Source organism: Prochlorococcus marinus str. NATL2A (genome assembly GCF_000012465.1).
GTDB lineage: Bacteria > Cyanobacteriota > Cyanobacteriia > PCC-6307 > Cyanobiaceae > Prochlorococcus_B > Prochlorococcus_B marinus_B.
In genome coordinates this window covers 1,647,075-1,669,523 of record NC_007335.2, presented here as the reverse complement: position 1 = coordinate 1,669,523, position 22,449 = coordinate 1,647,075, and the positions used below count along the sequence as shown (strand labels likewise).

Genomic DNA, 22,449 nt, shown 5'->3' with positions numbered 1-22,449 from the left:
TTTGAATATGCTTATTTATGACTGATTCAAAAGATCCTATTCTTCCTGGGACAACAGTAACTGTTAATAACCAAGATTCAATTTACAATGGTTATGAAGGGTTTGTTCAAAGAATAAGCGGTGATAAAGCGGCAGTACTTTTTGAAGGTGGTAATTGGGATAAATTGTTGACACTACCTTTGAAAGATCTTAAGAAAAGCTGATTATTTATTTTTCCAAAGAAACTAATTACTGATCAATTACATTGTTCTCGAAATACTTCAATGCTTTACTGGCAGCATTTTTCTCTGCTTGTTTAATTGACTTTCCACTTCCTTCAGCTATTGATCGGTTTTTGACATAAACATTACAAAAAAATCGTTTTGGATTGTCATGCTTTTTGTCAATTTCAATTGTTTTATATATGGGAATTGATAAGCCTTTACTTTGAGTCAATTCTTGAAGTGCTGATTTGTAATTCTTCTTATGAGGATCAGCTAGAACTTCTTTACTTTTTTCTTCCCAGAATGGAATAAGCCAATCTTTTATAGGTTCTACAATAGTAAGGCTTTCATACAAAGCTCCTATTAATGCTTCAGTTGCTTCTGCTTGAATAGTTGCGTTTGCTGATTTATCTCTAAGGGCTTTATTCCCAATTACTAATACACTGTTGATTTCTATTTTTTTACCAACTTCTTCTAGCCATAGATCACTTACAAGATGTGAACGAAGTTCAGATCTTTCTCCTACTTGCATATATGGATATTTATTTTTTATGAAATCTGAAGCAATGAGTCTTAGAACTGCGTCTCCAAGAAATTCAAGATTTTCATAATTAATTTCACTATTTGCGGAACTATGAGTAAGTGATTCATTAATATATAAAATATTTTTTATTTTTTCTTTAGTAAACTCCTTTTGAAATTTTTGATCTAACTTTAGACCTTTAATAAAATTAATTATTTCTTCTACTCTGTGATTTGAAATTTTCATAATAATTTAAAGCATATAATTTGAGTGATAAAAAATAGGACTTTGCCTGTAATTTTTTTGTAAAATGAATAAAGTGAAAGCAGGTCATAAGCCGGGTTCTGTTCATTCCTCTTTCTTTAGAAAGCGAATGGGTAATCATCTATCTGGGACTAACGTTACCGCTAGCCTCAAGCGGCTCTCTACAGGGACAAGGTCTATGGCCATCCAGTGCCCCTCGCCTTGCTCCTGGCCGGGGTTTACCTAGCCAGCACCTCTCGATGCTGCTGGTGCGCTCTTACCGCACCTTTGCACCCTTGCCGCGCTTGTTGGGATATCCCCATTAAGCGTTAGGCGGTGTGTTTCTGTGGCACTATCCTCACGGTCACCCGCACTGGGAATTACCCAGCAAGCCTGGCCAAATAGGAGCCCGGACTTTCCTCAATAGAATTCTTCAGCTTTTTGCTGAAGTTCAATTGCGATCACCTCCCCTGCTTTCAACTCCATCATGCCTCAAGGCATAATTAATTTCAGGGGGCTGTAGCTCAGTTGGATAGAGCGACGGTTTCCTAAACCGTAGGTCGTGGGTTCAAGTCCCGCCAGCCCCGTGCCAAAAACGAATAAAAACTAAAAATATGTAGTCCTATATGTGGTGGGTGTGCAAAATCATTACTCTCTCGCTAGCGTTGGTTTAGTGAATCAGTCAACATGGCCCAGCTTCACGATCTTCGCTTACGATTGCTTGTTCAACAAGAGAGTGAGCAAATATCCAACTCCCAACCAAATGATTTAGATTTATCAATTGTTCAAGCTCGATGCTTGTGTTGGTTAACACTTCTAGCTGAAGCGCATGAAGATCAAGCTAATGATGCGGAAGGAAGAAGTGATACAGAACAAGCAATGGGTTGGTTCGCTGACTCAATGAGGTTAAGAGATGTTATTCAAGTTGTTACTAGCATTGAAATACCTCTGCCTGAAAGCTCTGAATTAGATAACAATGACGAAGGAGGTGGCTTTTTTAACGGTGAGCCTCCTATGACGGCCTAATAAATGTAATGATGGTTTCTAAGCTGCCTCGATGAAGGTGTCTGAAGAACCATGCCAATGTCCAGATTGCCTAAGATTTTATAGGGAACATGATCGTTTGATTAGAGAGTTTCCCACTTTGCGCCAACAACAAGAGGTCAATTGGGCTGCGCTTCAATCTTTTCGAACTTTATGTGGACGAGTTTTAGAAGATTTGCAAAAGAAACTAAATTCAAAGTCATCCGATCAATCTGAAGATAATTGTCAAAATTTAACTATTGAGAAAAAAGATAAATCAATTACACAAGTAGTTTCTGATCTGGAGAATATTAATGCTCATTTATATTCTATTGAGGCTTTGATGGAAAGAATTTTTGATGTCAAAGTTCCTGATGAAGTTGAAGATAAATTTCGAGAGGTCGCTGGTGAGCTTGCTCCAGATCCATTAAATATTGATCGTTTAAGGTTGAATAGATTATTGCATCAAACACCAGACTTGCCTGATAAATAGTTATTTATTTTTCACAACTTATCTCTACAGGTAATGGTTTAACTTTCCATATTGATTGACAGTATTCTCTAATTGATCTGTCTGATGAGAAAAACCCAGATCTTGCTGTATTTAGCAATGCCATACGATTCCATTTTTTACTTTTTTTCCAAGCTTTACTAACCTCATCTTGTGCACGAAGGTAATCATCAAAATCAGCCATAACAAAGAAAGGATCGTTCCCTGTCAAGATATTTATTATTGGTCTAAAAAGTTCACTATCCCCGTTACTAAAATGCCCAACTTCTATTAACTTAAGAGTTTCTTGTAGTTCATTTGATTCGGCAATAAAACTATTTGGACTATATCCTTGATCTCTTAATTCCATGATTTCTGATTCTGTCTTACCAAACAAAAAGAAATTTTCTGCGCCAACTCTATCCCTGATTTCTACATTAGCTCCATCAAGAGTTCCAATTGTTAACGCACCATTCATAGCGAATTTCATATTTCCAGTTCCTGAGGCTTCTTTCCCCGCAGTTGAAATCTGCTCAGAGAGATCAGTTGCGGGATAGACTTGCTCACCTAGCTTTACATTGTAATCGGGAAGAAAAACTACCCTTAGTAATCCATCCATATCTGGGTCTGCATTAACTACATCTGCAATTCCATTGATAAATCTAATCATTAACTTCGCCATGAAATAACCTGGCGCAGCTTTACCACCAAAAATGACAGTACGAGGTGCAATATTTTTTGTTATTCCATTTTTAATTCTTAGATATTGTGCGATGACTTGCAAAGCATTCAAATGCTGTCTTTTATACTGGTGAATTCTTTTAACTTGAACATCAAATAAACTTGAGGGATCTACTAAAACTCCAGTTTGTCTATGAATATAGCCGGCTAGTTTCCTTTTGCCAGATAGCTTAGCCGATGCAAAAAGATCTAAAAAGTTAGAGTCATTTTCTTTTTTTTCTAACTCTAGTAGTAGGTCCATATTGGTAATCCAATTAGGACCAATCTCTTTGTCAAGAAGTTTAGAAAGTTCAGGATTTGCTAAAGCTACCCATCGACGTGGAGTAACTCCATTAGTGACATTAGTGAATTTCTCAGGCCAGAGTTGTGCAAATTCAGGTAGTAATTGTCTCTTGATTAAATCTGAATGAAGAGCTGCTACTCCATTGACATGATGTGCTCCAATTGTTGCTAAATGTGCCATTCGTATAGCTTTCCCTCCTTCTTCATCAATAATTGAAAGCTTCCTTAAAATCAAGTCATTGCCTGGATACTTGAGTCTTACTTGTTGTAAGAATCGTCTATTTATTTCATAAATAAGTTCTAAATGTCTAGGCAATAAATTTTTAAATAGGCTAAGGTCCCATTTCTCAAGAGCTTCGGGCAACAAAGTGTGGTTTGTATATGCAACGGATCTATTGGTAATTTCCCAGGCTTTATCCCAATCCAATCTATGTTGATCAATTAATAGTCTCATTAACTCTGCTACTGCAATAGCTGGATGAGTGTCATTTAGTTGAACTGTCCAGTGATTCGGAAACTCCTCAACAGCTATTGACCGCTTTTCTAAACTTCTAAGCATATCCTGAAGGGAACAACTTACGAAGAAGTGTTGTTGCTTCAAGCGTAGTCTTCTTCCTTCGTCAGTTCCATCATTGGGGTATAGAACTTTTGATAGTGTTTCTGAGGCTACTTTCTCTTCTACAGCTCCGTAGTAATCGCCAATATTGAAAGCGTAGAAATCAAAACTTTCGGTTGCATCAGCTCTCCATAATCTCAATCGATCGCAGCTGTTTACTCGATAACCAAGAACAGGCACATCATGTGGAACACCAATAGCGTGTTCGCTTGGAATCCATCGAGAGCGATAATTTCCATTGTCATCTGTATAACTTTCAGTTTGCCCTCCAAAACCGACTAAGCAAGCTTCATCTGGTTGGGGTAATTCCCAAGGCCATCCACCTTTGAGCCATTTGTCAGTAACTTCGACTTGCCAACCATCTCTAATTAATTGATTGAAAATCCCAAATTCGTACCTAATTCCATATCCCACGGCAGGAACCTGAAGACTTGCAAGTGATTCCATATAGCAAGCTGCAAGTCTCCCTAATCCTCCATTCCCAAGGCCAGGCTCCTCTTCTACTTCCAATATCTCATTTAAAGATTCAATTCCAAACCTTTTAAGAGCTTCTTCTGCCTCTTTTTTGATGCCAAGATTGAGTAAATTATTATTTAGTTGAGGTCCAATTAGAAATTCAGCTGAAAGATATGCGACTGTTTTTTGAGGTCTTGCTCTGATTGTCTCTTGACTAGTTAAATATCTACTCATCAATCTGTCTCTAACAGCAAAGCTCAAAGCCATATAGAGATCTCTGAGACTTGCTGATGTAGCCAGTTTGCCGAGAGTAAAAAAGAGATGCTCAGTCATTCCATCGAAGACAGCATCAGCATCCATGCCAGCCCGAACAGGATCCGCATAGCATCCTGGGGTCGGTAGACGCAGGTCTAGTGACTGGGAGCTGCTCATAGGGGCATCAAAGGTCTTTGGACGCTAGCCAATAAAGCCTTAGTAATCAGTGAGTAACTTCAGATCCACACCTTATTGATTAAGTCACCTTTGATATTTATGGCAAATATGCCCTGTGATTAGGTAATTTATATCTTAAAGAAAAGGCTTTTCTAGAGAACCTGATGGTATTAACTCCTTTAGTCTCAGCACTTAATACTCATGATGTTGAGGTAGCGGAAACGCTGATAGGGGTCATTAATTTCTTGATGATCTTTGTTGCGGCAAGGACTTTGGCTGAAATCTTGGTTCGACTAAGTTTGCCTACCATAGTCGGTGAACTTCTTGCGGGAGTTTTAATTGGTGCCTCAGGATTACATCTTTTATTGCCGCCTAGTGCTCATGCTGAGTTGAATCAAGGTTTTGTTTCTGTTATTAGCACCCTTGCTTCAGTACCCAAAGAAGCAGTCCCAGATATTTATTTTGAAACTTTTCCATCATTACAAGCCGTAGCAACTTTAGGGCTATACGCTTTGTTATTTCTGACCGGACTGGAGAGTGAATTAGAGGAACTTGTAGCAGTTGGAGCACAAGCTTTCACTGTTGCAATGGCAGGAGTGATTTTGCCATTTGCTTTTGGAACTTTTGGATTAATGTTTATTTTCCAAGTAGATATCATTCCTGCAATATTTGCTGGTGCATCTATGACCGCGACAAGTATTGGTATTACTGCAAGTGTTTTTGGTGAGCTTGGTTATTTAAAAACTCGTGAGGGTCAAATTGTTATTGGCGCAGCAGTATTAGATGACATACTTGGAATTGTTATTCTTGCAGTTGTTGTAGCTCTTGCGACGGGAGGATCATTACAAATTGCTCCCATTGTCAAATTAGTACTTGCTGCAACTGTTTTTGTATTTGCTGCAATTGCTTTAAGTCGAACAGCTGCTCCAGCCTTTGATTGGTTGCTTGAGAGACTTAAAGCTCCCGGAGCGGTTGTTGTAGCTTCTTTTGTGATACTAGTCTTGAGCTGTTTTGTTGCTACTGCTATAGGTTTAGAAGCTGCTTTGGGTGCTTTTGCTGCTGGATTGATACTAAGTAGTTCAAAAAATAATCACGCAATTCAACAATCTGTTTTGCCATTAGTATCGCTCTTCGCAACTATTTTCTTTGTACTTGTTGGAGCAGGTATGGATCTTTCTGTGATCAATCCTCTTGATCCACAGAGTCGCTCTGCTCTAATCGTGGCTGGTTTTTTATTTATTGTGGCAATTGTCGGGAAAATCGCTGCTGGCTGGTGCTTTGTCATTGATAAACCAACAAATAGATTAGTAGTTGGCCTGGGAATGATGCCTCGAGGTGAGGTCGGATTGATTTTTCTAGGATTGGGAACAAGTGCTGGTTTGCTTACCCCTTCTCTTGAGGCTGCAATATTGTTAATGGTTATTGGAACAACATTTTTAGCACCTGTTTTGCTTAGAGTTGTTTTGAAAGATAAACCCCCTTCAGGAGGCAACTCTATTCCTGATGAGATTGCAGCTGATCCAGTTGGATTGGTTTAAAAATCATCAAGAACTCTTTTTCAAAAAGGTGAGGCAATTTCGAAAAAAAGAAATAAAATCATTAATCTTTTTCTATCAATTATTTACTAAGATCTAGAAGTTAGAATTTACTTTTAAATGGTTTCCTCAGTGGTAGAAACAAAACTTTCTGATTGGAAATTCTTAGGTCATTCCGTTCATAGTCTGAGCATTATTCCTGAAGCTCATAAAACCAAGACTGATGAAGAAAAAGGTCCAGCAATTCTTTTAATTCATGGCTTTGGTGCCTCCACAACTCATTGGAGGTACAACTTACCAGTACTAGGAAAGAAGTATGAAGTTCACGCTTTAGATCTTCTCGGGTTTGGTAAAAGCTCCAAACCGAGTGGTCTTGCTTATGGAGGCCCACTTTGGAAAGATCAAATAGTTGCTTACGTAAAAGAAAAAATTGGGAGACCTACAATTCTTGTAGGTAACTCTCTAGGGGGATATGCTGCGCTTGCTAGTGGTGCGGCGATGGGTCCAGAAGCAGCAGGTGTGGTTTTATTAAATGCTGCGGGTTATTTCAGTGAAGACAAGAAAACAACTAAAGGAACTTGGGCGACAGCAAGAAAAACTGTTGCTGGTATCTTTCTCAAAAATGCTCTGTTGCAAAGAATAATTTTTGAAAACCTTAGACAACCTTCAACAATTAAACGTACCTTAAATCAAGTTTATATTGATACATCTAACGTTGATGATGAACTAGTAGAAGCGATTCGAAAACCATCTTTGGATAAGGGTGCTTTTAATGTCTTCAAAAGTGTTTTCGATCCAGCAGGACCTCAGGGAAAACCACTTGATGAGTTATTTTCTCAGTTGAAGGCACCATTGTTATTGCTTTGGGGTAATAGAGATCCTTGGATGAATGCCCCTGGTAAAAGGGCTACTTATAAAAAACACACTCCTACAAATACAAAAGAAGTTGTTTTAGACGCTGGTCATTGTCCGCATGATGAAGTGCCCGATCAGGTTAATTCCGCTCTTTTAGAATGGATTAATCAGCTCTAATCGATGACCGTCAGTTTCGAAAAAAAGATAAAGCCTTATCCTCATTGGGAATATTCAAACCCTGAATTCGATTCATCAATAAGAATTGTCCCTGAAAGAGGAGGGTTGATTACTGAATGGCGCAGCGAAGGGAAGGAACTTTTGTACTTTGATTTAGAGCGTTTTCTAGACAAAGATAAAAGTGTCAGAGGAGGAATACCTATCCTTTTTCCCATATGCGGTGATTTGTCTGAGGGCTATTCAAATGGCGGCAAGAAGTATTTTTTAAAACAGCATGGTTTTGCAAGAGATTTACCTTGGTCAATAAATTTGTTAAAAGATAAACTAGGAATAAGACTTAAACTCACTGATACAAAGGATTCACGTTCTTATTTTCCCTTCTTTTTTACTTTGTGGATGGACGTGTGCTTGAAAGAAAAAAGTCTTCAAATATCAATTAAAATCCACAATCAGAGTCAAGAGTCTATGCCTTTCAGTTTTGGTCTGCATCCATATTTTCAAGTTTCAAATACACAAAAAATAAAGATAGATGGTTTGCCTGAAAAATGTATTGATCAAACTAATATGAAAGTTACTAATGTCTCTGATCAGATAAGGATTTTAGATAAAGGTGTTGATTTTCTTTCTTATCCTTCTTCTTCGGTTAAAATGTTTGATTTTTTATCTAGGAATGTAATTGAATTAATTCATCAAGAGCCTATGGATACAACAGTCATATGGACTGACCCTCCTAGACAAATGGTTTGTCTAGAGCCTTGGACTAGCCCAAGGAATTCCCTGATTACTGGAGATAGAAAGCTGGAAATCAAGCCAGAAGAATATATAGATTTATCTACCACTTTTCAGCATAATTCTTTTTAGTTATTTAAGTTTTTGATGAGTATAGTTTCTAACTAATTAAATTTAATTTATAGCTTTTTGTATCACAAATATTTCAATATTTTGTTCATTTTTGCAACTATGTTCAATATATTATAGATTCATAATTCATGAATTTGTGATGAATAATGTTAGGAGCAGATGTTTCCTCTCCTGGGGTACTTAATATTGATGACCTCAGGTCTAGAGCTAAAAATCGTCTGCCGGCAATGGTTTTTAACTATATAGATAGTGGTGCAGATAGAGAGCAAACACTTTCGCAAAATTGCAACGCATATAATGAAATTTTATTTAGACCTAGATGTGCAGTTTCTGTTCCATCGTGTGATCTTGGAATATCTGTTTTAGATCAGCAATTTCAACTTCCTTTCTTGTTGGGACCAGTAGGTAGTAGCAGAATGTTCTATCCTCAAGGAGAAGTTGTTGCAGCTAGAGAGGCAGGAAAAGCTGGAACTGGATATACCTTGTCGACTCTCTCAGGTTGTTTGTTAGAAGACGTTAAAGCTGCTACAAACGGGCCAGCTTGGTATCAGCTTTATTTACTTGGTGGTAAAGAAGTCGCTTTAAAAACAATTGCTAGAGCTAAAGAAGCTGGATTCTCAGCAATAGTTGTAACTATTGATACACCTGTATCTGGTTTGAGGGAAAGAGATATGCGATCAGGAACTCAACAGCTTTTATCAATGAATCCTTTGGAGATGCTTCCTTATATTCCTCAAATATTAGTTAAACCATGCTGGATGACTCAATGGTTAAGTGATGGAGGCTTAATGAGTTTTCCTAATGTTCAACTAGATGATGGCCCTATGGGATACACGGCAATTGGTCCTGCTTTAGAGCAATCAGTGGTTACTTGGGATGATCTTCAATGGATAAGAGAAGCGTGGGGTGGAAAAATTATTGTTAAGGGTATACATATTGGTGATGACGCAAAAAAAGCGGCAGAGCTAGGGGCTGATGCGATCGTTATTTCTAATCATGGAGCCAGGCAACTTGATAGCGTTGCTCCCACGATCCGTGTTTTGCCCGAAATTTTAGCTGCAGTTGATGGGAAAATAGATGTGTTGCTAGATGGAGGTATTCGCAGGGGTAGTGATGTTGTGAAAGCATTATGTCTTGGCGCGAAAGGAGTTTTGATCGGTAGAGCATATGCGTATGGACTTGCTGCTGCAGGAGGGAAAGGCGTTGCCAGAGCTATAGAAATTCTTCAAACAGATATAGTGAGAACTATGAAACTATTGGGATGTGGGTCTGTTGCCGATTTAAGTAAATCTTATATTCAAGTTCCTGAAAGTTGGGAGAGATTCGAATAAATCTTTGATTGAATAATAGATTTATTTTCTATGAAAATAATTATTTTTGATGATGATCCAACTGGATCTCAAACTGTTTATGGATGCCCATTATTATTAAATTGGGATGAACAAAATCTAGAGAAAGCATTTAAACAGTCTTCTCCTTTAATATTTATACTTGCGAACACAAGATCTTTATCTTCTGTGTTGGCTGCTAAGAAAACCAGAGAAATATGCTCATCTATTAAGAAATTTTTTGTAAGACAAGGATATTCCAAAAATGATTTCTTTTATATTAGTAGAGGTGATTCAACCTTACGTGGTCATGGTGTTTTAGAACCTGCAATTCTTGCGGAAGAATTAGGACCATTTGATGCAACATTTCACATTCCAGCTTTTTTGGAAGGTGGAAGAACAACTGAAAACGGTATTCATTATTTAAATGGTATACCTGTTCATGCTACTGATTTTGGTCATGATAATATTTTTGGATTTTCTACTAGTAATTTAGCTAAATGGATTGAAGAAAAAAGTTTTGGAAAGATTAAGGCGAAAAATATCTTGCACGTTAAAATTAAACAATTAGACATGGCTTTTAATGATGAAGATGGTTTTGAATCTCTTTTAAAATTTTTATCTAAATTAGAAAATAATACTTCAGTGGTTGTGGATGCTAAATTACCTCATCATCTAGAAATACTAGCTAATGCGATCAAAGTAGTTTCTAAAGAAAAAAGATTTCTTTTTAGGACTGCAGCAAGCTTTATAAAATCTTTATCTGCATTGCCACCTAACCCTAAATGTACTGCAGATTTAGTTTCTTTGAAATCGAAAAATAATGAGTATAAATATAAGCCAGGTTTGATAATAGTTGGCTCCCATGTGAAATTAGCGACAGATCAATTAGAGGTTTTAATGATGGATAATTCCTGTAAAGGGTTGGAAATACCAGTCAGTAAATTAGCTAATATATTTGCTTTGGAAGATCGTCAACAGGAAATCTTAGAAATAGAGTATACTTTATTATCGAAAATAGATGATATTTTGGATTTAGAAAAAGTACCTGTTTTATATACTTCTCGAGAAGAAATGAAGTTTTCTTCTTACTCTGAAAGAATGACTTTTGGACTTGAACTTGCAGAGTTTATGTCAATTCTAGTTAGAAAAATAACTAATAAATTTGGTTATATTATTAGTAAAGGAGGTATTACAACACAAATCTTACTTCAGAAAGGGTTGAATTTTAATCATGTACATTTAAAAGGACAAATATTACCAGGGTTGTCAATAGTAACAGGTGATTCTGATCAATATAATTTACCAGTAATTACTTTCCCAGGCAATCTTGGAAATGAGAAAACACTACTAGAAGTATTGAAATTGATGGATTCAATTTCTTAATTTGTGAAGACTCTAGATAAAATTAGTTAAAATCTTTCAACAATTGAGTTCGCAAAATCACTACAACTAAGAGGCTCTACGCGTGGTTCCATTAATCGTGCTAGATCGTAAGTAACTTGTTTGTCTGAAATAGATTTGCTCAATCCATTTGTAATTAATTTTGCTGCCTCATTCCAACCCAAATATTCCAGCATCATTACTCCACTTAGTATTACTGAACCTGGATTTATTCTGTCCAAACCTGCATGTTTAGGAGCTGTTCCATGGGTAGCTTCGAAAATAGCCGCTTTATCTCCAATGTTTGCACCTGGTGCCATCCCCAGTCCACCAACAATTGCAGCGGCCGCATCCGATATGTAGTCACCATTAAGATTGAGAGTTGCAAGTATGGAATACTCTTGAGGACGAGTTTGAATTTGTTGAAAAATACTATCTGCTATTCGGTCATCAACCATCACCATATCTTTCCATTTACCACTGCCATGACTACTGCCAATGATTGAAAGAACGGAACAAACCTCATCACAAATAGCTTTCTTTTTCTCTTCTGTTAAAGACGAATAACCTGGATCAATTAACTCAGCATTCTCCTCATAGGAGATGTGAGGATTTTTTTCTACATTACCTAAAATCCAACTTTCTCTCTCGGTAACGCATTCATTCCTAAATTCTGTGGTTGCTAATTCGTATCCCCAATCTCTGAAAGCTCCTTCAGTGAATTTCATGATGTTTCCCTTGTGAACCAAGGTCACATGTCTTTTGCTCCCTTCCAGGGTGAGTGCATGTTTAATTGCACGTCTGATATGTCTTTGACTACCAATTTTACTAACTGGTTTAATGCCTATTCCTGATCCGCTTGGAATTTTCCTGTTTTTTAGTTTTTGGCTGGCTGGAATTATTTCATTATTGATTTGGTCAATCAATTTGATGCATTCAGGATCATCAGATTCCCATTCAATACCCATATAAATATCTTCAGTATTTTCTCTATAAACAATTACATCTAAATCCTGAGGCTTTTTATGAGGGCTTGGAGTCCCTTCGTAATATTTGCAAGGCCTAACACATGAATATAGATCAAAAATCTGTCTTAGAGATACGTTTAAAGATCTAATCCCACCACCTACAGGAGTTGTTAAAGGTCCTTTGATAGCTATCCCGTAAGTTCGGATCGCTTCGAGGGTATCGTTTGGTAAATATTGATAAGTTCCGTATAACTCGCAAGCTTCATCACCTGCATAGATTTTGAACCATTCAATGGATCGATTTTTTCCATAAGCTTTTTCAATAGCTTTATCGATGACTAATTGTGTAGCTGGCCAAATATCAATCCCTGTTCCATCACCTCTGATAAATGGAATAATTGGATGGTCTGGGACTACTGGGTTTCCATCAGAAAAAGTAATTCTTTGGCCTTCTGATGGGGCAGTAAGCTTTTCAAAATTTGCCATGATTTTTATTCAGCGATTAATTCATCTAATGTTGAGCTTATGTCTAAGTGGTAAGTTTTGATTAAATGATTTTGAACTCATGGCACTAGCCTTCGCTAGGCAACTTCGTGAAGGGACTAAAAAGTCTCATACGATGGCTGAAAATACAGGTTTTATAAGTTGTTTCCTCAAGGGCGTAGTTGATAAGTCCTCATACAGAAATTTATTAGCTGATTTATATTTTGTTTACTCTGCGATGGAGGAAGAGATAGAAAAACTTTGTGAAAATTCTCATCCGATAATTTCTCCAATTGGATTTAAAGAGCTTTTTCGTAAGAAAAAATTAGAGCAAGATTTGTCGTTCTACTTTGGTAGTAATTGGTCTGAATTGGTAAAACCCTCAAAGCCAGCTGTTGAATATGAAGCAAGAATTCGACAAATCGCGAAAGATAATCCTGAACTTTTAATTGGGCATCATTACAGCCGATATATAGGTGACTTGTCTGGAGGACAGCTTTTGAAAACAATTACTAAAAAAGCCATGAATCTTCCTGGTGATGATGGACTTAGCTTTTATATTTTTGAGGAAATCAGCGATGCAAAAGAATTTAAGATTAAGTATAGAAATACCCTGGATAATCTTCCTATTGATCAAAAGATAGCAGATTCAATTATAGAAGAGGCCAATAGATCTTTTAAATATAATATGGATATTTTTAATGAATTAGAAGGAAATTTAATTGCAGCAATAGGGAAAGTTTTATTTAGATTTTTTGCAAATAAAAAGCGAAAAGGTAGCACGGAGTAGTAAAATTTATATTTTTTTAAGATCATTATTTTATTTATATTCATTATCTATTAAGATATCTATTATGAAATATAAAAGTGTAAAAGGTTTGTATTTATTCTCTTTAACCGATTTAATTTTTTTAAGGGAGAAGACGTTATTAAACTCTGCAAGGAGATGACTGTATATGTTTAATGACCTGTTAAGTGAGTTAACAAAAAATATTCTTGAACATGGCGGTAAAAAGTTGATTGTTCCGAATGAATTTTGTGAATGCGTTTCAAAACAAGGTAATTGTAAACTCAACAGCTGGTTATGGGATGTTCCAGGATTTCGAAGATGGAGAGTCACCAGGTTGGACGCAGGAGATCGCCTTCAGGTATTAAATTCAGTTGCTTATCCTAATGAACAAAATGATATGCCAATTATGGGTATTGACCTTTTGTGGTTTGAAAAAAAACAAAAGCTAGTTGCGATTCTTGATTTCCAGCCTCTAGTTCAAGATAAAGAATATTTAGATAGATATTTTGATGGCTTGAAAAGCCTCAAAAAAAGTTTTAATGAGTTTAACTCTGATATGAAAAGTAATATATATGATCCAACTAAGTACTTCTCTCCATGGGCTCTATTTTGCAAAGGAGGTAATTTTGAAGCGGAAAATATTTTACCAAAAATTTTTAGTTCTTTTCTTAAATGTTATTGGAAAAATCTTGATTTATCTAAAGCTAATGAAAATCATATTAAATCTCAAGAGGTCAGCATATTGCATATAGATTATGATAAATATAGTGCTGAAAAAGATCCTGCTCATGGTTTGTTTTCTGGCTTTTTCGGTAAAGAATGGTCAGAGAAATATATGAAAGAATTTTTATTTCCTTTAAGCCTAGAAAACATTAATCCTTAAGTTTATTTTTTAAATGCAAATTATTCGAAATAATAGTCAGGATCCTATTTCAATAAGTAATTGGCGTTGGGCTTGTTTCTTAGATGAAACTATTAAGGCCTTTTCTACTTTTCAAACTAGACCTTATCAAATAGATAATGATTTTCTGTTTAGAGAGTCTTTTTTTGGTTCAAGTTCTAATCCTAAAAAAGTCATTTTGGAAACATGGGGTCTAAAGATGGAAAAAATACGACAGGCCAGATGTGCTTGCTTGCAAGCAGGTGAAATTACTTCTGTCATGAATTTGGTAATTTCACCTCTCAATAATTATGATCTCCCTTTTTTTGGAGCCGATTTTGTCACACTTCCAAATGGACATCTTATTGCATTAGATCTTCAACCAGCTTTAAAAGATGATATAAATCATACTCAACATGTTTGGAATAAATTAAAACCTATACATGCTCATTGGCAATCTAAAATTCCATCAGGAGGTGATATTCCCTCTGATGCTAGACAATACTTTTCTCCAGCTTTTCTTTGGTCTAGAATTCCATTAGGAGAAGAAGGTGACAACTTAATTACTCAGACAATTAAACCTGCTTTTGATGAATACTTGAATTGTTTCTTTGATTTATTGAGAGATGCAAAAATAACTTCTAAGGAAAGATCTTTTCAACTGTTAAATGGTCAGAAAAAATATATGCGATATAGGGCTGAAAAAGATCCTGCAAGAGGCATGTTGCGAAGCTTTTTTGGAGAGGTATGGACTGAAAGCTATATAAATAATATCCTTTTTGACTTAAAATAAAATAAAGACATTAGAAAAATGGTAAAAAAAATTCTCTTTGTTTGCTTGGGCAATATTTGTCGTTCGCCTGCCGCTGAAGGCATTTTTAATCACAAAATTAAAGAGAGAGATTTAGAAAAATTGTTTGTAGTTGATTCCGCAGGAACAGGTAGTTGGCATGTTGGAAATCTTCCTGATAAAAGAATGCGAGCAACAGCGTTATCAAGGGGGATAGAACTGACCAGTAGGTCGAGACAAATCGAAGAAAATGATTTATATGAATTTGATCAGATTCTTGTTATGGATAAAGATAATCTCGATGCTGTTAAATCATTAACTAAAGATCAAAATAATCCTGTAAATTCTAAAATAAAGCTTATTCTAAGTTACTCAAAAAACTTTCAATTAGATGAAGTCCCTGACCCTTATTATGGTGGACAAAATGGATTCGATAAAGTTATAGATTTACTTGATGATGCTATGGATGGATTAATAGATAGTCTCACGAATTAGGCGTTGGCCAGACTTCCTCTGGAATCTTTGATCTGAAAATATCAATTAGCTCTTTTAATACATCTTCAATATTCATACCATCTGTTACAAGCTCTATGGCATCTTGAGCTTTTTTTAAAGGAGCTATTTTTCGTTCACTATCTTTTTTATCTCTTTCTTTAATTTCTTTTTCAAGATCTTCAATGCTGGAGAATTCATAACCTCTTTTGTGTAAGTCAAGGGCTCTTCTTTTTGCTCTTTCTGTTGGAGAGGCAGTAAGAAAAATTTTTAGGTCTGCATCTGGAAATACAGCTGTGCCTATGTCTCTTCCTTCTGCAACTAAGCCCCCATTATTTCCAATTACTTGTTGTTTTCGCGTCAATACTTCTCTTACAAATTGTTGTTTGGCAATTTCGGATACCATTGAAGTCACTTGAGGGGATCGTATCTTCTCTGTTACGTCAATATTATTTATGAAGATTTTTTGCTCAACAAAGCTTGAGTTTTTAAATTCTAATTTTGAATCTTTCAAGATATTTTTGATTTCCGCTTGATCATTTGGATCAATAGAATTGCTTATGATTAACCAAGTCACTGCTCGATACATTGCGCCAGTATCTAAATAAATAAAACCAAGTTTCTTGGCAAATGCTTTAGTTACTGTGCTTTTCCCTGCACCAGCAGGACCATCAATCGCAATAATTGGTTTTCTGTGCATAAGAAAAGTGTGATCAATTAGCCTCGTAGACCCACATTTTACTGCTATTGCCAAAAGGCATAGTCTATTGATATTTTCTGTTTCTTTTAATGAAAATGGATCTACAATTTTGAGATATTCAATTTTTAAATTATTTTCTTTAAATATCGAAGCTATTTTTGTGAGATTTATTACTTTCCCTTTATCAAATTCTGTTTTTGCTTCTTTGATTGCATTAGGTAATGATTGAGCATTTACTCTTTCAGAATCACTAAGATAAGAATTTCTTGAACTATAAGCAAATCCACTTTGGTCTCTTTGTGTGGAATAGGATTCAATTTTTACAGGTATTGATAGTTCTTGAAAGAGTTTTCTAATTATAATTAATTGTTGCCAATCTTTCTCTCCCAGAATAAGTTTCTTTGGTTTGATAATTTTTATCAATCGAATAATAACGGTTGCGACTCCATCAAAATGTCCTTTCCTTTCAGCACCACATAATTGATTATGCAATGTTTTAGGAACTTCAATTTTAAAATGTGAATCTGCGCCTCCGGGAAAAACTTCATCATATTCTGGAGCCCAAATCGCGTCTGCTCCTGCACTAAAAGCTAATTCAGCATCTCTTTTTATATTTCTGGGATATTTTTTGAAGTCTTCACCCTTGCTAAATTGCAATGGATTTACAAAAATACTTACAAGAATAATTTGGTTTGTGTTTGTTTTTTTTTCTTTTGCTTTCTGAATTAAATATTGGTGCCCAGGGTGAAGTCCTCCCATAGTAGGGATAAAAATTATTGCTGAATTTTGTCCACTAAGCCAATCTTTTAATTCAGCATTAGTTTGGAAGATTTTTCGTACCACTATGTTGGTAAACAAATTAATTTCATCAACTTATGATTGAAATGAAATAAGTTGATTGCATACTGATCCCATATGGATTTCATATTAGGGTTCATATCTTTTGAATAAGAAAGCTTTTTACTGATGGATTACAAAACTGCGGGAGTTGATGTTACTGCTGGAAGAGCCTTTGTGGAGAGAATTAAATCATGCGTTGAAAAAACTCATAAAAGTGAGGTCATAGGTGGGTTAGGAGGTTTTGGAGGATGTATAAGAATTCCAAAAGGCTTTGAAAGTCCAGTCTTGGTCTCTGGGACAGATGGTGTTGGTACAAAATTAGAATTAGCTCAGCAATATGGTTGCCATTTTGGAGTCGGAATAGACTTGGTTGCAATGTGTGTAAATGATGTAATAACTAATGGGGCTCGACCTTTATTTTTTCTTGATTACATAGCAAGCGGAACTTTGACTCCTGATGCTTTAGCTGAAGTGATAGAGGGCATTGCAGCAGGCTGTTGTCAATCGGATTGTTCTCTCTTGGGAGGCGAAACAGCTGAAATGCCAGGTTTTTATCCCATTGGAAGATATGACCTTGCAGGTTTCTGTGTTGGGATCGTTGAAAATCATCACTTAATAGACGGCACGAAAATCAATTGTGGAGATCAGATCATTGGGATTAAAAGTAACGGTGTTCATAGCAATGGTTTTAGTCTTGTGCGTAAAGTTCTTTCTATGGCGAATGTGGATGAAAATACTCTTTTTGGGAAAGATAAAAGGAACTTGATCCAATCTTTACTGGAACCAACAGCAATTTATGTTCAACTTGTTGAGAAATTGTTGAGAGAAAATTTACCAATTCATGGAATGACGCATATTACAGGTGGTGGATTGCCAGAGAATCTTCCTAGAATTTTCCCTTCTGGATTGTCACCACATATAGATATAACTACTTGGGAAATAACTGAAATCTTTAATTGGTTACAAAATGCTGGAGATATTCCTGAAATTGATCTTTGGAATACATTTAATATGGGTATTGGTTTTTGTTTAATTGTTCCTAAAAATGAGGTGAATTCTGCTTTAGAAATATGTATCAAAAATGATTTTGAGGCTTGGAATATAGGTCAAGTTGTTGAAAGTCAGAACAATTCAAAAAATATCGGTATTTTTGGAATACCAAGCTGAGGTTACAAGCGAAGTTTTATAAAATCCCTAGTACAGTACCTGAACAAATTAAATGAAGGTTAAAAAAGATTTTCTATAACGGTAAAAAAACAGTAAGATGTAAAAAAACGCAAGCCGGATATTAGTTCGGGTAATGCGAAGTTAGATCTTAATTAGCTCTATGCCTTTTGAAAATCAACAGCGTCTAACGCGTAGGAGAAGTTCTGCAGGTCCAACACCTCCTAGAAAGCCTCTTGGAGGTCAAGCAGATTCGGGTATGCGGCAAAATAGTGGCCCAAGACCAACTTTTTTAACCCTTAGAGATCATGGAAAAGTATATGTAGCTGATTTACCAAACTTGTCTGACGGACAACTTTCTCATATTGGGAAAGAAGCTGATGAAGTACTTACAAGTTTGGAGAGTAGAATTAATGATCTAGAACAAGAAGCAACTAATGGTCCAAGAGATAACGATACTTTGATTAAAGCTTCGACTAAGCATGAAGTCACTCTAAGATTTATCCGAGCAATTCAGGACGAGCAAGAGCATAGAAAAAATAATCCTGCATTAAAAGATGCGGCATCAGAGTCTTTACCGCTCACGTTCCTTGAGGTAGCTAGGCATAGATTGCCAGGTGCAACCTTTGACTCGTTGTTGAGAGAGGCTTTAGAAGCTTGTGCTAATGATGAAAAAGAGCCTGAGAAAGAAATAATTGGAAAAAGCTCAAATTCACAGCCAATTCCACCGGCAAAAGTTATTAGTCTTCCAACCTCTTCAGATTCAATGAAGGTTATTGTTAGTCCTGATACTTAAATTTGGATTATGGACTAGTAAAAGGATTTAGTGGCATATTTGCTAGACATGCATTCCTGCAAAAATCCAGCTTTTGTTTTTCACTTTTAGTTAAAGACCAATTAAGTGCTGAAATTGCATCTTTAGCTTGGTTTGGATTACGAATACCGACTATTGGTTTAGCTCCATGAGACCTAACCCAATTCAAGGCAACTTCTGCTTGGGAAGCTGAATACTTTTTACCGATATGAGTTAGTAATGTTCTCAATTCTATGGTTTTTGGAAGTATCCTTTGGTATAAACTTTTTCGTAAGAATGTTGTAGGCTTAGGAGATTGATTAGGTGGAACTGTAAGGATTCCCAGTCCTAATGGACTATAAGCTAAATATTCAATTTCATTCTCATCACATATAATTTTTATATTTTCATCTTCTAAAGATGGTTTTGTTAATAACGAAAGCTGCATTTGTATACTTTTAATTTTAATTCCTCTTTTCTTCAGCTTTTGGAATAAAAAATTTAGTCTTTTTGGACCAGTATTAGATAGCCCAATTTCTTTGATTAAACCTTCTTCGTATAAATCTCCTAGTCCATTTAGTAATTGTTCTTCTTGCCAAGGTGCATAGCGATAAGTACTCCAATGAAGTTGTACTCTTGTCATATTTCCTTTTAGCCGCTGATTACTTTCTTGGAATGCATTGTCTAGACCATTGCGACCAATTCTCCATGGAAAGGGTGCAAGCTTTGTTGCGATAGTAACTTTTTTCAGCTTTCTCTTGGGCAACTCTTCAAGGAAATCGCCTATTAGCTTTTCGCTTTGCCCAAATAAACTTCCCGTGCCATATGAATCTGCACTGTCAATAAGATCTAATCCCCCATTTATTGCATCAAAAAAAGTTTTTTTAAGTAAAATATCATCTGTTTCAGCTTTGTAGTCCCAAACAAGCTTATTTCCCCACGCCCATGTTCCAAAACCAATCCCAATTTTTTTCTTAGTCATGACTTCATTGAAGTTATTTCAAATAAATAAAACTAATATTATTATCTTACATGGATAAATTAAATAGTTTTCAAGATTCTTGTTTTGAAAAAAAGCAGAGTAGTGAAGAAAAACATAATGACAATGAAAGTAAAGGTCAACAAGAAAAAGTTCTATGTAATCATTGTGGAAGAACTTCTAGTAACGGAATAAGATGTCTAGGTATTTGTGTGGCAGATAATGAGTATTGATTTATCTATTTAGATATAAAAGTATTAAAATAGATTGTCATATGAAATATTAATCTTTATTTAATTCTATTCAATTACATCAATAATCCCTTCAGTTATATATCTTGCCATTTTAGTTATATGCTTTCTTATTTCACCTTCTTTAATATTCCACTTGTTTGACATTTCCTTTACTTTTTTATTTTCTTTAATGTACTCAATCATTTTGTTTGCTAGGTATACAGGTAATTCTTGTTGATTTTTAGAAGATAAAGTTTCCCATCCTTCTTTATCGATAAGTCCAATTTCTTGGAGATCTCTTGTATTCGCAAAGTTATATAATTCTGTCATACCTATAGAGAGATAAAGAGACCCTAATTCATCAAGAAAACTTTTCGAGTTATTACCATTCTGGAAGTCATTGATTGTTTCATCTAGTAAAGGTATTTGTTCAGATTTACCTTCCTTTATTGAATTTAATAATTTATAAAAAGAACTGAACTCAATTTGATCAGACACTGTTCTTATTGATTAATATGATTAATATTAATTCATGAATAATGTTTCTATGTGAATTCTTCTATTTAATTGTAATGAAAAAAAACCTTCATAACATGTACAAAAAATATTTAATCAAGTAGTGAAAATAAGATGTAAAAATTTCTCATTCTGATTAACCACAAGCTTTTCGCTAGTGGTTCTTTTAGAGACTAACTGTAAGAATGGATATAGATCAATATTTAGATATTGTACCAAGATCAATTAATTGATTTCTGAATCTTCTTGAAACTTGCTACTCGCTACACATGGAGCATTTTGCTAGAGGTCTTCTGCAGGAAAATTAAACGAATAATAATTAAGGCGGCACCCAGATTCGAACTGGGGATAAAGGATTTGCAATCCTCTGCCTTACCACTTGGCCATGCCGCCGAAAATGAAAGTTTCATTTCCAATTCAAATCGTATCAGTCAAGCCGAACAAAATCTTTTGTTTCTTTGTAATGGACATGGAGAAGACACGATTGCTTGCAGGGTTATAGAAGCTCTCCATGAAATGAATCCAAATGTCTCCCAAGAAGTTCTCCCAATGGTTGGAGATGGGAAAGCATTTTTAAAGCATGTAAAAAATGGTTGGCTTGCAAAGATTGGCCCCTCAACATTTTTGCCAAGCGGAGGATTTAGTAATCAGAGTTTTAGTGGTTTGGTTTTAGATTTAAAAGCTGGATTGTTAGGAAGTCTTTGGGTTCAATGGACTTTGACTCATAGAGCAGCCAAAGAAGGAAAAATTATCGTTGCAGTTGGAGATTTATTACCTCTTCTTTTTGCATGGGCTAGTGGAGCAAATTATTTTTTTATTGGTACTCCTAAAAGTGATTACACATGGGCCAGTGGTCCAAGATCCGCTGTAAGTGATTGTTACCATCGATTGAAAGGAACTGAGTGGGATCCATGGGAATATTGGTTAATGCGATCTAGTCGATGCAAGATGGTTGCAGTAAGAGACAAAATCACTGCTAGAGGTTTGAGAAATCACGGCGTAAAGGCACTGTCCCTGGGAAATCCAATGATGGATGGAATTTCTAAAAGACAATGTCCTGATGACTTTAAAAGATATAGGCGTTTGATTTTGTTATGTGGAAGTCGTTTGCCTGAGGCGTATCAGAATTTTAAAAAACTTTTAATTGCAGTTCAATTTGTTCGAATTAAATCTTCCATTGCAGTCTTTGTTCCTTTAAGTTCTTCTGCAATGAGAAAAAAAATAGCATTAATATTGATGGACTTAGGCTTTAAATCTACTTATCAATCAACAGGTCAAAATGGGATTTCAGAAATATGGAAAAAAAACTCATTACTTATATTGATTGGCTTTAACCAATTTTCTTGTTGGGCTAAGTGGGGAGAAGTAGGAGTAGCTAATGCAGGTACAGCTACAGAACAAGTAGTAGGTTTAGGAATCCCATGCGTTTCCTTGCCAGCAAAAGGACACCAATTTAATTTCAATTTTGCTAAGCGTCAAAGTCGTTTATTAGGAGGATCGGTGGCTATTGCTAAGAGTTATGAAACTCTCTCAAAACAAGTAGAGTTTTTACTGAACTCTGATTTTGATAGAGAGATTATTGGCTTAAGAGGGGCTCAAAGAATGGGTCCAGAGGGCGGAAGTCACTCTATAGCACTTAGTATTTCGAATCACTTGTCCCAGGGCTCATAGTG

22 protein-coding genes, 2 tRNA genes and 1 other RNA gene are annotated in these 22,449 nt (G+C 35.7%); 17 read left to right on the top strand and 8 right to left on the bottom strand.

Annotation, left to right across the window (positions count from 1 at the left end; all coding sequences use genetic code 11):
- The first annotated feature begins 17 nt into the window (after nt 1–17).
- Entirely contained in the window at nt 18–203 is a 186-nt protein-coding gene (locus tag PMN2A_RS09170; protein ID WP_011295524.1) for an NAD(P)H dehydrogenase subunit NdhS, read from the top strand.
- A 25-nt stretch (nt 204–228) separates the two neighbouring features.
- On the opposite strand, the gene rnc is transcribed toward PMN2A_RS09170, so the two are convergent.
- Nucleotides 229–972 (bottom strand): ribonuclease III, encoded by a 744-nt coding sequence (gene rnc / locus PMN2A_RS09165; RefSeq protein WP_011295523.1) that lies wholly within the window; start codon nt 970–972, stop codon nt 229–231.
- Between the two features lie 71 nt (nt 973–1,043).
- Nucleotides 1,044–1,447, bottom strand: an RNA gene (gene rnpB, locus PMN2A_RS10015) — RNase P RNA component class A.
- Nucleotides 1,448–1,482: 35 nt separating this feature from the next.
- Here rnpB and PMN2A_RS09160 point away from each other — a divergent pair.
- The 3 genes from PMN2A_RS09160 (at nt 1,483) to PMN2A_RS09150 (ending at nt 2,485) form a co-directional block, all read left to right on the top strand.
- Nucleotides 1,483–1,556 (top strand) — tRNA-Arg (locus tag PMN2A_RS09160).
- Between the two features lie 100 nt (nt 1,557–1,656).
- Complete coding sequence (locus PMN2A_RS09155; protein ID WP_011295522.1) at nt 1,657–1,995, top strand: hypothetical protein; 339 nt, start codon at nt 1,657–1,659, stop codon at nt 1,993–1,995.
- A 37-nt stretch (nt 1,996–2,032) separates the two neighbouring features.
- The gene (locus PMN2A_RS09150; RefSeq protein WP_041711287.1) at nt 2,033–2,485 is read left to right on the top strand and encodes a hypothetical protein; all 453 of its coding nucleotides are present in this window, start codon (nt 2,033–2,035) and stop codon (nt 2,483–2,485) included.
- Nucleotides 2,486–2,489: 4 nt separating this feature from the next.
- Here the strand turns inward: PMN2A_RS09150 and PMN2A_RS09145 are convergent, their stop codons facing one another.
- Complete coding sequence (locus tag PMN2A_RS09145; protein ID WP_011295520.1) at nt 2,490–5,009, bottom strand: glycogen/starch/alpha-glucan phosphorylase; 2,520 nt, start codon at nt 5,007–5,009, stop codon at nt 2,490–2,492.
- A gap of 164 nt (nt 5,010–5,173) precedes the next feature.
- On the opposite strand from PMN2A_RS09145, the gene PMN2A_RS09140 reads away from it, so the two are divergent.
- The 5 genes from PMN2A_RS09140 (at nt 5,174) to PMN2A_RS09120 (ending at nt 11,151) form a co-directional block, all read left to right on the top strand.
- The gene (locus tag PMN2A_RS09140) at nt 5,174–6,547 is read left to right on the top strand and encodes a cation:proton antiporter (protein ID WP_011295519.1); all 1,374 of its coding nucleotides are present in this window, start codon (nt 5,174–5,176) and stop codon (nt 6,545–6,547) included.
- 117 nt (nt 6,548–6,664) lie between these two features.
- Complete coding sequence (locus PMN2A_RS09135; protein ID WP_011295518.1) at nt 6,665–7,576, top strand: alpha/beta fold hydrolase; 912 nt, start codon at nt 6,665–6,667, stop codon at nt 7,574–7,576.
- Between the two features lie 3 nt (nt 7,577–7,579).
- The gene (locus tag PMN2A_RS09130) at nt 7,580–8,437 is read left to right on the top strand and encodes a galactose mutarotase (RefSeq protein ID WP_011295517.1); all 858 of its coding nucleotides are present in this window, start codon (nt 7,580–7,582) and stop codon (nt 8,435–8,437) included.
- A 146-nt stretch (nt 8,438–8,583) separates the two neighbouring features.
- Nucleotides 8,584–9,768 (top strand): alpha-hydroxy acid oxidase, encoded by a 1,185-nt coding sequence (locus tag PMN2A_RS09125; protein ID WP_011295516.1) that lies wholly within the window; start codon nt 8,584–8,586, stop codon nt 9,766–9,768.
- Nucleotides 9,769–9,798: 30 nt separating this feature from the next.
- On the top strand, nt 9,799–11,151 hold the full coding sequence (locus PMN2A_RS09120; RefSeq protein ID WP_011295515.1) for a four-carbon acid sugar kinase family protein: 1,353 nt from the start codon (nt 9,799–9,801) through the stop codon (nt 11,149–11,151).
- 26 nt (nt 11,152–11,177) lie between these two features.
- On the opposite strand, the gene PMN2A_RS09115 is transcribed toward PMN2A_RS09120, so the two are convergent.
- Nucleotides 11,178–12,602: an NADP-dependent isocitrate dehydrogenase gene (locus PMN2A_RS09115; RefSeq protein WP_011295514.1), complete on the bottom strand. Its 1,425-nt coding sequence runs from the start codon at nt 12,600–12,602 to the stop codon at nt 11,178–11,180.
- Between the two features lie 79 nt (nt 12,603–12,681).
- Between PMN2A_RS09115 and PMN2A_RS09110 the strand changes: the two genes are divergently transcribed.
- The 4 genes from PMN2A_RS09110 to PMN2A_RS09095 all read left to right on the top strand — a co-directional run bounded on the left by PMN2A_RS09110 (nt 12,682) and on the right by PMN2A_RS09095 (nt 15,554).
- Nucleotides 12,682–13,389, top strand: a complete 708-nt coding sequence (locus PMN2A_RS09110) for a heme oxygenase (biliverdin-producing) (protein ID WP_011295513.1) — start codon at nt 12,682–12,684, stop codon at nt 13,387–13,389.
- 166 nt (nt 13,390–13,555) lie between these two features.
- Nucleotides 13,556–14,272 (top strand): 15,16-dihydrobiliverdin:ferredoxin oxidoreductase, encoded by a 717-nt coding sequence (locus PMN2A_RS09105; protein WP_011295512.1) that lies wholly within the window; start codon nt 13,556–13,558, stop codon nt 14,270–14,272.
- A gap of 13 nt (nt 14,273–14,285) precedes the next feature.
- Nucleotides 14,286–15,062, top strand: coding sequence for a phycoerythrobilin:ferredoxin oxidoreductase (locus tag PMN2A_RS09100; RefSeq protein ID WP_011295511.1), 777 nt, complete (start codon nt 14,286–14,288; stop codon nt 15,060–15,062).
- An 18-nt stretch (nt 15,063–15,080) separates the two neighbouring features.
- Nucleotides 15,081–15,554 carry a low molecular weight protein-tyrosine-phosphatase gene (locus tag PMN2A_RS09095; RefSeq protein ID WP_011295510.1) on the top strand — a complete coding sequence of 158 codons (474 nt, stop codon included), beginning with the start codon at nt 15,081–15,083 and terminating at the stop codon, nt 15,552–15,554.
- Here PMN2A_RS09095 and PMN2A_RS09090 read toward each other — a convergent pair.
- On the bottom strand, nt 15,544–17,094 hold the full coding sequence (locus tag PMN2A_RS09090; RefSeq protein ID WP_011295509.1) for a bifunctional pantoate--beta-alanine ligase/(d)CMP kinase: 1,551 nt from the start codon (nt 17,092–17,094) through the stop codon (nt 15,544–15,546). The genes PMN2A_RS09095 and PMN2A_RS09090 overlap by 11 nt on opposite strands.
- A 123-nt stretch (nt 17,095–17,217) precedes the next feature.
- Here PMN2A_RS09090 and purM point away from each other — a divergent pair, with 123 nt between their 5' ends.
- The gene (gene purM, locus PMN2A_RS09085) at nt 17,218–18,258 is read left to right on the top strand and encodes a phosphoribosylformylglycinamidine cyclo-ligase (RefSeq protein WP_011295508.1); all 1,041 of its coding nucleotides are present in this window, start codon (nt 17,218–17,220) and stop codon (nt 18,256–18,258) included.
- Nucleotides 18,259–18,418: 160 nt separating this feature from the next.
- Entirely contained in the window at nt 18,419–19,051 is a 633-nt protein-coding gene (locus PMN2A_RS09080) for a hypothetical protein (RefSeq protein WP_011295507.1), read from the top strand.
- A gap of 7 nt (nt 19,052–19,058) precedes the next feature.
- Here the strand turns inward: PMN2A_RS09080 and PMN2A_RS09075 are convergent, their stop codons facing one another.
- Complete coding sequence (locus PMN2A_RS09075) at nt 19,059–20,030, bottom strand: aldo/keto reductase (protein WP_011295506.1); 972 nt, start codon at nt 20,028–20,030, stop codon at nt 19,059–19,061.
- A gap of 50 nt (nt 20,031–20,080) precedes the next feature.
- Between PMN2A_RS09075 and PMN2A_RS10945 the strand changes: the two genes are divergently transcribed.
- Nucleotides 20,081–20,260: a hypothetical protein gene (locus PMN2A_RS10945; RefSeq protein WP_011295505.1), complete on the top strand. Its 180-nt coding sequence runs from the start codon at nt 20,081–20,083 to the stop codon at nt 20,258–20,260.
- A 66-nt stretch (nt 20,261–20,326) separates the two neighbouring features.
- Here PMN2A_RS10945 and PMN2A_RS09065 read toward each other — a convergent pair whose 3' ends face one another.
- Nucleotides 20,327–20,758, bottom strand: coding sequence for a hypothetical protein (locus PMN2A_RS09065; RefSeq protein WP_011295504.1), 432 nt, complete (start codon nt 20,756–20,758; stop codon nt 20,327–20,329).
- Nucleotides 20,759–21,098: 340 nt separating this feature from the next.
- Nucleotides 21,099–21,169: transfer RNA gene (locus PMN2A_RS09060), tRNA-Cys, on the bottom strand.
- Between the two features lie 57 nt (nt 21,170–21,226).
- Between PMN2A_RS09060 and PMN2A_RS10210 the strand changes: the two genes are divergently transcribed.
- Nucleotides 21,227–22,447 (top strand): lipid-A-disaccharide synthase-related protein, encoded by a 1,221-nt coding sequence (locus tag PMN2A_RS10210; RefSeq protein WP_011295503.1) that lies wholly within the window; start codon nt 21,227–21,229, stop codon nt 22,445–22,447.
- Nucleotides 22,448–22,449 lie beyond the last annotated feature (2 nt).